General features: G+C 73.1%; 14 protein-coding genes. 10 read left to right on the forward strand and 4 right to left on the reverse strand.

The features are described from left to right. The first annotated feature begins 27 nt into the window (after window positions 1-27). Both ACZ6RC_RS04505 and ACZ6RC_RS04510 read left to right on the forward strand, forming a co-directional pair. Complete coding sequence (locus ACZ6RC_RS04505) at window positions 28-861, forward strand: ABC transporter permease (RefSeq protein WP_469579203.1); 834 nt, start codon at window positions 28-30, stop codon at window positions 859-861. A gap of 34 nt (window positions 862-895) precedes the next feature. After that, a complete protein-coding gene (locus ACZ6RC_RS04510) occupies window positions 896-1,540 on the forward strand; it encodes a DUF2567 domain-containing protein (RefSeq protein WP_469579206.1) in 645 nt (214 codons plus the stop codon). Window positions 1,541-1,589: 49 nt separating this feature from the next. Here the strand turns inward: ACZ6RC_RS04510 and ybaK are convergent, their stop codons facing one another. The 4 genes from ybaK to ACZ6RC_RS04530 form a co-directional block, all read right to left on the reverse strand. Then, window positions 1,590-2,087 (reverse strand): Cys-tRNA(Pro) deacylase, encoded by a 498-nt coding sequence (gene ybaK / locus ACZ6RC_RS04515; RefSeq protein ID WP_391140712.1) that lies wholly within the window; start codon window positions 2,085-2,087, stop codon window positions 1,590-1,592. Between the two features lie 12 nt (window positions 2,088-2,099). Then, a complete protein-coding gene (locus ACZ6RC_RS04520) occupies window positions 2,100-2,837 on the reverse strand; it encodes an LON peptidase substrate-binding domain-containing protein (RefSeq protein WP_391140711.1) in 738 nt (245 codons plus the stop codon). 5 nt (window positions 2,838-2,842) lie between these two features. Further along, window positions 2,843-3,868 carry a hypothetical protein gene (locus ACZ6RC_RS04525; protein WP_469579209.1) on the reverse strand — a complete coding sequence of 342 codons (1,026 nt, stop codon included), beginning with the start codon at window positions 3,866-3,868 and terminating at the stop codon, window positions 2,843-2,845. Window positions 3,869-4,109: 241 nt separating this feature from the next. Beyond that, window positions 4,110-5,711 (reverse strand): oxidoreductase, encoded by a 1,602-nt coding sequence (locus ACZ6RC_RS04530; RefSeq protein ID WP_453615333.1) that lies wholly within the window; start codon window positions 5,709-5,711, stop codon window positions 4,110-4,112. A gap of 174 nt (window positions 5,712-5,885) precedes the next feature. Here ACZ6RC_RS04530 and hisD point away from each other — a divergent pair, with 174 nt between their 5' ends. From hisD to hisF, 8 genes are read left to right on the forward strand one after another with little or no spacing between them, the layout of a single operon-like run. Further along, window positions 5,886-7,226 carry a histidinol dehydrogenase gene (gene hisD / locus ACZ6RC_RS04535; protein ID WP_469579211.1) on the forward strand — a complete coding sequence of 447 codons (1,341 nt, stop codon included), beginning with the start codon at window positions 5,886-5,888 and terminating at the stop codon, window positions 7,224-7,226. After that, on the forward strand, window positions 7,223-8,350 hold the full coding sequence (locus ACZ6RC_RS04540; protein WP_469579213.1) for a histidinol-phosphate transaminase: 1,128 nt from the start codon (window positions 7,223-7,225) through the stop codon (window positions 8,348-8,350). The genes hisD and ACZ6RC_RS04540 overlap by 4 nt, the downstream gene beginning before the upstream one ends. Next, window positions 8,347-8,940 carry an imidazoleglycerol-phosphate dehydratase HisB gene (hisB, locus tag ACZ6RC_RS04545; RefSeq protein WP_158986436.1) on the forward strand — a complete coding sequence of 198 codons (594 nt, stop codon included), beginning with the start codon at window positions 8,347-8,349 and terminating at the stop codon, window positions 8,938-8,940. Before ACZ6RC_RS04540 ends, hisB begins: the two co-directional genes overlap by 4 nt. A gap of 4 nt (window positions 8,941-8,944) precedes the next feature. Further along, entirely contained in the window at window positions 8,945-9,112 is a 168-nt protein-coding gene (locus ACZ6RC_RS04550) for a hypothetical protein (RefSeq protein ID WP_391140706.1), read from the forward strand. Window positions 9,113-9,117: 5 nt separating this feature from the next. After that, on the forward strand, window positions 9,118-9,768 hold the full coding sequence (hisH, locus tag ACZ6RC_RS04555) for an imidazole glycerol phosphate synthase subunit HisH (protein WP_453615329.1): 651 nt from the start codon (window positions 9,118-9,120) through the stop codon (window positions 9,766-9,768). A gap of 2 nt (window positions 9,769-9,770) precedes the next feature. After that, on the forward strand, window positions 9,771-10,502 hold the full coding sequence (priA, locus tag ACZ6RC_RS04560) for a bifunctional 1-(5-phosphoribosyl)-5-((5-phosphoribosylamino)methylideneamino)imidazole-4-carboxamide isomerase/phosphoribosylanthranilate isomerase PriA (RefSeq protein ID WP_453615326.1): 732 nt from the start codon (window positions 9,771-9,773) through the stop codon (window positions 10,500-10,502). Beyond that, window positions 10,499-10,912 carry a RidA family protein gene (locus ACZ6RC_RS04565; RefSeq protein ID WP_391140703.1) on the forward strand — a complete coding sequence of 138 codons (414 nt, stop codon included), beginning with the start codon at window positions 10,499-10,501 and terminating at the stop codon, window positions 10,910-10,912. Before priA ends, ACZ6RC_RS04565 begins: the two co-directional genes overlap by 4 nt. Further along, window positions 10,909-11,664 carry an imidazole glycerol phosphate synthase subunit HisF gene (gene hisF, locus ACZ6RC_RS04570; RefSeq protein ID WP_391140702.1) on the forward strand — a complete coding sequence of 252 codons (756 nt, stop codon included), beginning with the start codon at window positions 10,909-10,911 and terminating at the stop codon, window positions 11,662-11,664. The genes ACZ6RC_RS04565 and hisF overlap by 4 nt, the downstream gene beginning before the upstream one ends. The last annotated feature ends 81 nt before the right edge of the window (window positions 11,665-11,745 follow it).

An 11,745-nucleotide genomic window follows, 5' to 3' on the forward strand; every position in this document is an offset into this window, starting at 1 on the left:
GAACCGGACGGTCAGGAGCAGTACGCAGTGAGCATCGTGCCCGCCGAGGTCCTGTCGACCGGTGCGCCGGCGGCCCGGAGCCGTGACGGCGGCGAGGGCGAAGGCGCCGCGCCGCTCGCGCCGCGCGCCCGGCTGCTGCCGGCCCTCGCGGCCGTGTACCGCGCGCAGCTCTCGCGCGCCCGGGTCTCCCGTATCCCGCTGCTCTTCGTGGCGACCTTCCAGTCCGTCGGGATCATGGTCCTGATGCGGGGGGTCGTCGACGGCGGGGAGGAGGCGCGGGCGGTGGTGGCCGGTTCGTCCGTCCTCGTCGTCGCCTTCGTCGCGCTGAACCTGCTCGCCCAGTACTTCGGCCAGCTGCGGGCCGGCGGCGGGCTCGACCACTACGCCACGTTGCCGGTGCCGCCGGCCGCCGTGGTCCTCGGCGCGGCGGGCGCGTACGCCTCCTTCACCGTGCCCGGGACGGTGGCGACCGCCGTCATCGGCTCCGTGCTGTTCGGGCTGCCGCTCGCGCACCTGTGGATCCTGGCGGCCGTCGTGCCGCTGGCCGGGGCGGCGCTCGCCGGGCTCGGCGCGGCGCTCGGACTGCTCGCGCCACGCCAGGAACTGGCGACGCTCCTCGGACAGCTGGGCATGTCGGCGGCGCTGCTGCTCGGCGTGCTGCCGGCCGACCGGCTGCCGGAGCCGATCGGCTGGGCGCGGGACCTGCTGCCCTCGACGTACGGGGTGGAGGCGCTGGCCCGGACCTTCGGCCCGCACCCGGACTGGGCGGCCGTCGGGCTGGACCTCGCGGTGTGCGGGGCGGTGGGCGTGGCGTCGCTGGCGGTGGCGACGTGGGCGTACCGGCGGGCGGCGGTCCGCTGAGGCGGGGCGCGCGGGCACCTGGCACGATGGCGGGGTGACCGCACCTCTGACACCGCCTCACCAGCCTCCGCACGACGCCCACGCCTGGCCCTCGCCCTACCCCGCGTCGCCGGAGGCGGACGACGTCCCGAGCTCGGGGACGGAACTGCGACAGGCGGCCGTGGTGGCCGCCGTGTCCACGGTCCTCGGGGCGGCCCTGGGGCCGCTGTGGCTGTGGCTGGCGCCGAGGGTGCCGTTGGTCTCGGACGGCAAGGCGGTCTTCCTGCGCGACAGCGAGGGGGAGGCGGCGATCGGCGCGGACGGCACGTTCGTGCTCCTGGCGCTGGCCTTCGGGGCGGTCGCAGCGCTGCTGGTCTTCCTCTTCCACCGGCACGGCGGGGTGGCGCTGATCCTCGGCATGACCGTCGGGGGCGTGCTGGGGTCGCTGCTCGGCTGGGGGGTGGGGACGTACCTCGGGCCCTCGCACGACGTGGTGGCCCATGCCAAGGCGGTGGGGCCGAACGTGGTGTTCGACGCGCCGCTGAAGCTGGAGATGTGGCAGGGGGCGATCCTCGCGTGGCCGCTGGCCGCGCTCCTGGTCCACCTGGGTCTGACGGCCCTCTTCGGTCCGCGCGACCCGGAGCAGGAGTGGCCGGTGCCGCCCGTCCAGCCCACCACTCCGCCGGCCGCGGAGAACTGACCTCGGGCGGGGGCAGCGAGCGCCGGGGCCGGGCCCGGCGCGGTCGTTCCTACGCGCGGCCGATCGGGGCCAGCACCGCCGATGTCAGGGCGGCCAGATCGGTGGGGGAGAGCTCGACCTCCAGGCCGCGGCGGCCCGCCGAGATGCAGATCGTCGGGTGGCCGGAGGCGGAGGCGTCGAGGACCGTCCGCAGGCGCTTGCGCTGCCCCAGCGGGGAGATGCCGCCCCGGACGTATCCGGTGGTCCGCTCGGCGGCCGCCGGGTCGGCCATCGCCGCGCGCTTGCCGCCGACCGCCGAGGCGAGGGCCTTGAGGTCCAGTTGGCCGGCGACCGGGACGACCGCGACCGTCAGCTCGCCGTCCACGTCCGCGACCAGGGTCTTGAAGACGCGGTCGGGCGAGACGCCCAGCGCCTCCGCCGCCTCCTCGCCGTACGAGGCCGAGGCGGGGTCGTGGTCGTAGGCGTGCAGGGTGAACGCGGTCCCGGCGGCCGCCAGCGCCACCGTCGCGGGCGTGCCGCCTCCCTGTTTCCTCTGCTTCTTCGCCACCGGGCTCCTCCGTCAGTTCGGGCTCGTCGGCGCCCGCGTCAGATCCACCGCCGGCAGCGACGGCAGGTGCCGCAGCACCGCCGTCTCCGCCCGCAGCAGCGTCAGCTCCTCGCGCAGCCGGGTCGCCGTGTCCGGCGCCTGCAGCAGCCGCTGCTTCGCCGGGGTGTCGAGCACCGCGGCGGCCGCGACCAGATACGACACCACCGACGGATCGTCCGGCAGCTCACTGGTGGTCAGGGACCGCTCCCGGGCGCCGGCCAGCCGCTTCTGGTAGCTCCGGAACGCCCGCAGGACGCCCTCGGCGAGCGTGCCCGCCTCGTCGCCCTGCTCCTCGGGGATGTCCTCGACCTCCGCCACCAGGAAGGGCCCGCTCGCGTCGACCGACAGCAGCTTCACCCTGGTCGTGCCGGTCGCCATCACCTCGAAGCTGCCGTCGGCCCGCTCCCGGATCGTCGCCGCGTCGGCCACGCAGCCGACCCGGTGGAACGCCTGGATCGGGTCGGAGCCGAAGCCCGCGGCGGGCCCCTTCTCCGGCTGCGCCGTCGGGTCGGGCATGCCCGGAGCGGTGCGCGCGACCTCCCGGCCGTCGCGGATCGCCACGACGGCGAAGCGGCGCGGCTCCGACTCGTCGGTCTTGAGCAGCTCGCGCATCATGGCGCGATAACGCTCCTCGAAGACGTTCAGGGGCAGCACGAGGCCCGGGAACAGCACCGCGTTGAGCGGGAAGAGAGGCAGGCGAGCGGTGGTCACAGCGGTCAAGCGTAATGGCCGCGCGGCCCGCCTCGACCGGCCCGTCCCCGTCCGGCTTCCCGCAGCGGCGTCGCGCGGGCCACTTCGACCCGTACCGCGTCCCGTGCCGCCAGGAAACGGGCGAGCGGATCCTCGCCCACCAGCGTCCACGGAAACGACGTCGCACAGGGGCCCAGACGCCGGAACTCCTCCAGCGCCTCGTCCCACCGCCCGCGCCTGACCAGCACGTACACCAGCAGGTTGCGGACCTCGGCGGGCCAGGGGTCGCCGGCCGGGTACACCGCGGAGAGGGCGGCGGCCCGGTCGGCGGCCGCGTCGATCCGGTCCTCGTGCGGGTGCCCGGTGCCGAGGAGCAGCTCCGCGAAGGCGGCGCGAACCGGCAGCGCCTGGATCAGGGAGCCGGGCAGGGCGTCCTCCGCGGCCTGCTCGGCGAAGTCGAAGCACTCGCGGTGCGAGCCGTGCCGCTGGGCCGAGAGGTACTTGAGCGCGGCGACATGGCAGCCGTAGTGGTGCGGCGAGCGGCGGACGGCCTGTTCCCACAGCGGCTCGAAGTCCGTGTGCGGGGCGTGCGTGCCCCGGGCGTGGTCCAGGGCGAGGCGCCACGGCACGGGGTCGCGCGGCGCGGCCCCGGCGGCCGCGTCGATCAGCGGGCCCAGCTCGCGCAGTCGCTCGGCGCGGGCGGGCGACTCCCAGGCCCGGCGCACCTCGAGCTGCGCCTTGACGAGCAGCGCGTCGGGGTCGTGGGGCGCGGCGGCCAGCCACCGGCCCAGCCACTCGTCGCGGCCGTAGGCGAAGGTGGCCAGCCGGGCGACGTAGCGGTCGCGGTTCTCCCACTCGGCGGCCTCCCGGGTGGCGGCCAGGAGCCGGGCCGCCGGCGCGGGGTCCGCCAGGGCGGCGGCGACCAGGGCCGGCGCGAGCCGACCGTCCGGCGCGTCGAGCAGCACGTCGTCGTCCGGCGGCAGGACGGCGGCGAGCCGCGGCGCGTGCCGGACGAGTCGGGCGGTGCCGATCAGGGCGCGGAGCAATGACATGGTGCCGCCATTGAAAACCGCAGGTGAGGACGGCGCCAGTGGGGAGCTGTGAAGCTTTGGTAGCGGCGGGAAAGTTGTCCTGAGCAAGGTCAAGACAGAGTAAAGAAAGAGGTGAGCCTGGTCGGGATCCGTGCCGCGCGCCCCCAGGAACGGTCACGACCCCCACACGTCCCCGCGATGACCCGCGCCCCTCCCGTCGCCCCTTCCGCCCCCGCCTCGTCTCCCACACCGGCCCTGCCGTCTATCCCCGTCGCAGCAGCCTCGACGCCCCCGCCGCCACCGTCGTCGCCAGCACCCATCCGAGGAGGATCAGGACCGTCGCCACCCACTGCCAGAGGCCCTCCAGCCGCCAGTAGCCGTCCTGGCCGAGATTGATCACCGGCAGCAGCAGGTCCAGGGCGTACAGCGTGGCGTTCCACCGGGGGGACTCCTCCGCCTTCAGCGGCACCGGGTCGTAGCGGGAGAACGCGATCGCCCCCGCCGCCCAGAGCACCGCCATCCACAGCGCCGCCCGGCCCGGGCGGTAGCCGTACGCCACCGTCCAGTCCTGGAGATAGCCCCAGAGCTTCCCCGCCACCGGCAGCGTCTCCCGGCGCCGCCGCTGTTTGGCGAGCAGGACCGCCCGGGCGTCGGCGTCCTCGCCGCTGTTGCGCAGGACCGTCGCCAGCCGTTCGTACGGCTCCGGGGCGTACTCCGGGGTCGCCGCCGCCACCCATTCGAGCCGCCGCGCCAGCGGGAAGTGGCCGTACGGCACCAGGTTCTCGTAGACGAAGCCGCCCATCGCGAGACCGCCGGGCCCCGGCCAGCTGGTCGACAGGTCGATCAGGGTCACGATCTTGGCACCGTTGAGCACCACCCGCCCCTCCTCGGGGCGCTCGCCGTTGAACCGCAGCTCCGGCGTGACGATCCGGCGCAGCGACACCTCCTCCCGCCGCGCGCCGTTCAGCACGAAGCGGGCGTAGTGCAGGTCCACGGCGTCCCCGAACCGCCCGTCGTCGAGCCGCACCCCGCCGTGGCACTCGACGGGCTTGCGCCGCGCCCCCCGCACCGGGGTGTAGCCGATGCCGTACGGCGGGGTCGCCGAGGCGTTCCCCGTCGATTCGTACACCCACGCGGCGTTCAGATAGAGCGAGCGCTCCACCGTCAGCTGCGGGGCGTTCAGCGCGCGCCGCTCCTGCGCGCCGCGCAGCACGCTGCCCCGCAGGCTCAGCGACACGCCGACCTTCGCCCCGCGCAGGCTCAGCTCGCCGTACGCCTCGATCAGCTCCGCCTGGAGGTCCTGCGCCACCACCAGACCGTCCGCGGTGATCGCCCGCCCGCGCCGGTCCGGCCACACCTGGATCTGGTTGATCAGCAGGTCCGTGCCGATCTGCGCGTCCGTGAGCCGGATGCCCCGCTCCACCCGGCAGCGCGGCAGATGGAGATCGCCCTGGGTGTGCAGCCGCGCCGCCTCCAGGCGGGGTATCGCGCACTCCACCATCCGCAGCGTGCCGAAGTGCGCCTCCGGGAGGACGATCTCCTCGTCGAACCGGCAGCGGTTCATCTCGACGTACGGGCCGATCGTCCCGCCCGCGAGATTGAGCGCCCCCGATATCCGCACCCCGCGCAGCTTCAGCGCCGCCACCCGGCCCGACCGGGCCGGCGGCCCGTCGAGCAGCAGCAGCGCCACCACCTCGGCGCGCACCGTGCGCTCCTCCCCCCAGGGAAGCGGCCCGAACGGATCGTCCAGCGCCGGATCCCCCTCGCTCATGTCACAGGCCCTGCCGACCCGGAACCCCCACCACATGGACCGCTCCGGGCCCGTGAGGCCATCCGGCATACCGTCCTCGCGCGGCTCGGTCACTGCCGCCCCCTCGCTTTCCACGAATCCGCATCCCCGGATTCGTACAGCCGTTCTTCCCGCTGAGTGACGGACTGAACGCTAACGGTCAGCTGTGGCGACAAGACGCCACTGTGGCTCGTATCAGCCAGTGATACGGACGTCCGACGCTTGTGGGGCGTCTGAGAGAATTGACCCGTGATCTCTCGAATCGATCTGCGCGACGACACCCTCCCCGAGGGTGGCGCGCTGCGCGACCTGCTGCCCCGTGCCGAGTTCGACGTGGAAGCCGCCCTGGAGAAGGTGCGGCCCATCTGCGAGGACGTACGGCATCACGGCGCGGCCGCGGTGATCGACTACGGCGATAAGTTCGACGGCGTCCGCGTCGACGGCCTGCGCGTCCCCGCCGAGACGATCTCCCGCGCCCTCGACGAGCTGGACCCGGCCGTCCGGGCCGCCCTGGAGGAGTCCATCCGCCGGGCCAGGATCGTCCACCGCGAGCAGCGCCGCACCACCCACACCACCCAGGTCGTGCCCGGCGGCACGGTCACCGAGAAGTGGGTCCCGGTCGAGCGCGTCGGGCTCTACGTCCCCGGCGGCCGCTCCGTCTATCCCTCCTCCGTCGTCATGAACGTCGTCCCCGCGCAGGAGGCCGGCGTCGAGGGCATCGCGATCGCCTCGCCGCCCCAGAAGGAGTTCGGCGGCCTGCCCCACCCGACGATCCTCGCCGCCTGCGCGCTCCTCGGCGTCGACGAGGTGTACGCCGCCGGCGGCGCGCAGGCCATCGCGATGTTCGCGTACGGCACCGAAGGCACCGACGACACGCCCGGCTGCGCCCCCGTCAACCTGGTCACCGGCCCCGGCAACATCTACGTCGCCGCCGCCAAGCGCCTCCTCAAGGGCCGCATCGGCATCGACGCCGAGGCGGGACCGACCGAGATCGCCATCCTCGCCGACTCCACCGCCGACCCCGTCCACGTCGCCGCCGACCTCATCAGCCAGGCCGAGCACGACCCGATGGCCGCCGCCGTCCTCGTCACCGACTCCGAGGAACTGGCCGCCGCCACCGAGACCGAGCTGAAGACCCAGGTCGCCGCCTCCAAGCACATCGACGACCGGATCGTCCCGGCCCTCGCCGGCAAGCAGTCCGCGATCGTCCTCGTCCGCGACCTGGAGGACGGCCTGAAGGTCGTCGACGCCTACGGCGCCGAGCACCTGGAGATCCAGACCGCCGACGCCGCCGCCCGCGCCGACCGCGTCCGCAACGCCGGCGCGATCTTCGTCGGCCCCTGGGCCCCGGTCTCCCTCGGCGACTACTGCGCCGGCTCCAACCACGTCCTGCCCACCGGCGGCTGCGCCTGCCACTCCTCGGGCCTCTCCGTGCAGTCCTTCCTGCGCGGCATCCACGTCGTGGACTACACCCGCGACGCACTCGCCGAGGTCACCCACCACGTGGTCACCCTCGCCGAGGCCGAGGACCTGCCCGCCCACGGCGCCGCGCTCAAGGCCCGGTTCGGATGGAAGGTGCCCCAGGCATGACCGCCCCCGGCATCGGCATCGACGACCTCCCCATCCGCGACGAACTGCGCGGCAAGACGCCGTACGGCGCGCCGCAGCTCGACGTCCCCGTCCAGCTCAACACCAACGAGAACCCCTACCCGCTGCCCGAGCCCCTGGTGGCCCGGATCGCGGAGCGGGTCGCCGAGGCCGCCCGCGGCCTCAACCGCTACCCCGACCGGGACGCGATCGAGCTCCGCACCGAGCTTGCCCGCTACCTCACCCGTACCGGAAAGCACCCGGTCGGCGTCGAGAACGTCTGGGCCGCCAACGGCTCCAACGAGGTCCTCCAGCAGCTGCTCCAGACCTTCGGCGGCCCCGGCCGTACGGCCATCGGCTTCGAACCCTCGTACTCCATGCACGCGCTCATCGCGCGCGGCACCGGCACCGGCTGGATCTCCGGCCCCCGCGACGAGGACTTCACCATCGACGTCGCCGCCGCGGCGGACGCCATCGAGCGACACCGCCCCGACGTCGTCTTCATCACCTCGCCCAACAACCCCACCGGCACCGCCGTGGCGGCGGAGACCGTGGAGACGCTGTACGAGGCGGCCCAGGCCGCCAAGCCCTCCCTCGTGGTGATCGACGAGGCGTACGTCGAGTTCAGCCACCGGGACTCCCTCCTGCCGCTGATCGACGGCCGGCCGAACCTGGTCGTCTCCCGCACCATGTCCAAGGCCTTCGGCGCCGCCGGACTGCGCCTCGGCTACCTCGCCGCCCACCGCGCCGTGGTCGACGCCGTCCAGCTGGTGCGCCTGCCGTACCACCTCTCCGCCGTCACCCAGGCCACCGCCCTGGCCGCCCTGGAGCACACCGATACGCTCCTCGGGTACGTCGAACAGCTCAAGGCCGAGCGGGACCGCCTGGTCACCGAACTGCGGGCCATCGGCTTCGACGTCACCGAATCCGACGCCAACTTCGTCCAGTTCGGCCGCTTCGACGGGGCCGAAGGCTCCCATGAGGCCTGGAAGAAGATCCTCGACCAGGGCGTCCTGGTCCGGGACAACGGCGTACCCGGCCGGCTGCGGGTCACCGCCGGCACCCCCGAAGAGAACGACGCGTTCCTCGATGCGGTGCGCGCTTTGAAGAAGGAGCAGAGTTCATGAGCCGCGTAGGACGGGTCGAACGCACCACCAAGGAAACCTCCGTCGTCGTCGAGATAGACCTCGACGGCACGGGCAAGGTCGACGTCGCCACCGGCGTCGGCTTCTACGACCACATGCTCGACCAGCTCGGCCGCCACGGCCTCTTCGACCTCACGGTCAAGACCGACGGCGACCTGCACATCGACTCGCACCACACCATCGAGGACACCGCCCTCGCGCTCGGCGCCGCCTTCAAGCAGGCCCTCGGCGACAAGGTCGGCATCTACCGCTTCGGCAACTGCACCGTCCCGCTGGACGAGTCGCTCGCCCAGGTGACCGTGGACCTCTCCGGCCGCCCCTACCTCGTGCACACCGAGCCCGAGAACATGGCGCCGATGATCGGCTCCTACGACACCACGATGACCCGGCACATCTTCGAGTCCTTCGTCGCGCAGGCCCAGATCGCGCTGCACATCCACGTGCCGTACGGCCGCAACGCCCACCACATCGTGGAGTGCCAGTTCAAGGCGCTCGCCCGGGCCCTGCGCTACGCCTCCGAGCGCGACCCGCGCGCGGCCGGCATCCTTCCGTCCACGAAGGGCGCCCTGTAACTCCATGACCGGCCTCTCCACCGTCCTCATCGTCGTCGGGCTCTTCCTCGCCGGCGGCGTGTACTCCTTCGCCAAGCAGGGACTGCCCAAGGGCGTGATCGCCGTCCTCGCCATCGCCTCCGTGATGTGCCTGGTCGCCGGCGTCCTGCGGATCCAGGGAATCTGGGAATAAGCGGCATGAGCACCACGAGCACCCCCAAGAAGGTCGTCGTCTTCGACTACGGCTTCGGCAACGTCCGCTCCGCCGAGCGGGCCCTGGCCCATGTCGGCGCCGACGTCGAGATCACCCGCGACTACGACCGTGCGATGAACGCCGACGGACTCCTCGTCCCCGGCGTCGGAGCCTTCTCCGCCTGCATGAAGGGCCTCAAGGAGGCCCGCGGCGAGTGGATCGTCGACCGCCGGCTCGCCGGCGGCCGCCCCGTCATGGGCATCTGCGTCGGCATGCAGATCCTCTTCAACCGTGGCATCGAGCACGGCGTGGAGACCGAGGGCCTCGACGAATGGCCCGGTACGGTCGAGCCCCTGAACGCCCCGGTCGTGCCCCACATGGGCTGGAACACGGTCGACGCGCCCGAGGGCAGCGAGCTGTTCGCCGGCCTCGACGCCGACGCCCGGTTCTACTTCGTGCACTCCTACGCGGTGCGCGAGTGGAGCCTGGAGATCGGCAACCCCAACATGCGGGCCCCCAAGGTCACCTGGGCCACCCACGGCGAGCCGTTCGTCGCCGCCGTCGAGAACGGCGCCCTGTGGGCGACCCAGTTCCACCCCGAGAAGTCCGGCGACGCCGGCGCCCAGCTCCTCACCAACTGGATCGAGACCCTCTGATCATGGCTCAGAAGCTTGAACTCCTCCCCGCCGTCGACGTCCGCGACGGCCAGGCCGTCCGCCTCGTGCACGGCGAGTCCGGTACGGAGACCTCCTACGGCTCCCCGCTGGAGGCCGCCCTCGCCTGGCAGCGCTCCGGCGCCGAGTGGCTGCACCTGGTCGACCTGGACGCCGCCTTCGGCACCGGCGACAACCGCGAGCTGATCGCCGAGGTCGCCCAGGCCATGGACATCAAGGTCGAGCTCTCCGGCGGCATCCGCGACGACGCCTCGCTCGCCGCGGCGCTCGCCACCGGCTGCACCCGCGTCAACCTCGGCACCGCCGCCCTGGAGACCCCCGAGTGGGTCGCCAAGGTCATCGCCGAGCACGGCGACAAGATCGCCGTCGGCCTCGACGTCCGCGGCACCACCCTGCGCGGCCGCGGCTGGACCCGCGACGGCGGCGACCTCTACGAGACGCTGGCCCGCCTCGACTCCGAGGGCTGCGCCCGCTACGTCGTCACCGACATCGCCAAGGACGGCACCCTCCAGGGCCCCAACCTGGAGCTGCTGAAGAACGTCTGCGCCGCCACCGACAAGCCGGTCGTCGCCTCCGGCGGCGTCTCCTCCCTGGACGACCTGCGGGCCCTGTCCGGGCTCGTCCCGCTGGGCGTCGAGGGCGCGATCGTCGGCAAGGCGCTGTACGCCAAGGCGTTCACCCTGGAGGAGGCGCTGGAGGCGGTGGCTTCCGCATGACCGACGGCGTGAAGAAGGTCGTCACCGGCGCTCCCTGGGAGGAGCAGTTCGGCTACTCCCGCGCGGTGGAGCTGCCGAACGGCCTGGTCCTCGTCTCCGGCTGCACGTCCGTGGTCGGCGGCCAGATCGCCGGCGGAGGCCCGTACGAGCAGGCGATCAACTCCTTCCGCGTGGCCTTCGACGCGCTGGGGAAGCTCGGTCTGGGCCCGGAGCACGTCGTACGGACCCGGATGTACCTCACCCACGCCCGGGACGTCGACGAGGTCGGCCGCGCCCACAAGGAGCTGTTCGACGCGGTCCGCCCGGCGGCCTCGATGATCATCGTCTCCGGTTTCGTGGACCCGAGCCTGGTCGTCGAGGTCGAGGTCGAGGCGTACCGCCCCGAGGGTCAGGGCGGTGCGGCCGCATGAGCCTCGCCGTACGCGTGATCCCCTGCCTGGACGTGGACAACGGCCGGGTCGTGAAGGGCGTCAACTTCCAGAACCTGCGGGACGCGGGCGACCCCGTCGAGATGGCGAAGCTCTACGACGCCGAGGGCGCGGACGAGCTGACCTTCCTCGACATCACCGCCTCCTCCGGCAACCGTGAGACGACCTACGACGTGGTGCGCCGCACCGCCGAGCAGGTCTTCATCCCGCTGACGGTGGGCGGCGGCGTCCGGGCGGCCGACGACGTCGACAGGCTGCTGCGGGCCGGGGCGGACAAGGTGGGCGTCAACACGGCGGCCATCGCTCGCCCGGAGCTGATCCAGGAGATCGCGGAGCGCTTCGGCCGCCAGGTCCTGGTCCTCTCGGTCGACGCCCGGCGCACCCCCGCCGGCACGTTCGAGGTCACCACCCACGGCGGCCGCCGGGGCACCGGCATCGACGCCGTCGAGTGGGCGCACCGGGCCGCCGAACTGGGCGCGGGCGAGATCCTGCTCAACTCCATGGACGCGGACGGCACCAAGGACGGCTACGACACCGAGATGATCGCCGCGGTCCGCAAGCACGTCACCGTCCCGGTGATCGCGAGCGGCGGCGCGGGCCGGCTCGCCGACTTCCCGCCGGCCGTCGCGGCGGGCGCGGACGCGGTCCTCGCGGCCTCCGTCTTTCACTTCGGCGACCTGCGGATCTCGCAGGTCAAGGACACCCTCCGAGAGGCGGGCCACCCGGTCCGCTGAGCAGCGCCAGGAGAAAGGCCCCCGTCCGGGGGCCTTTTTTCGTGGCCCGATCGGCAGGATTATTTGTGCAATTTATGTTGT

The sequence above is a fragment of the Streptomyces sp. NPDC048353 genome (genome assembly GCF_055587165.1).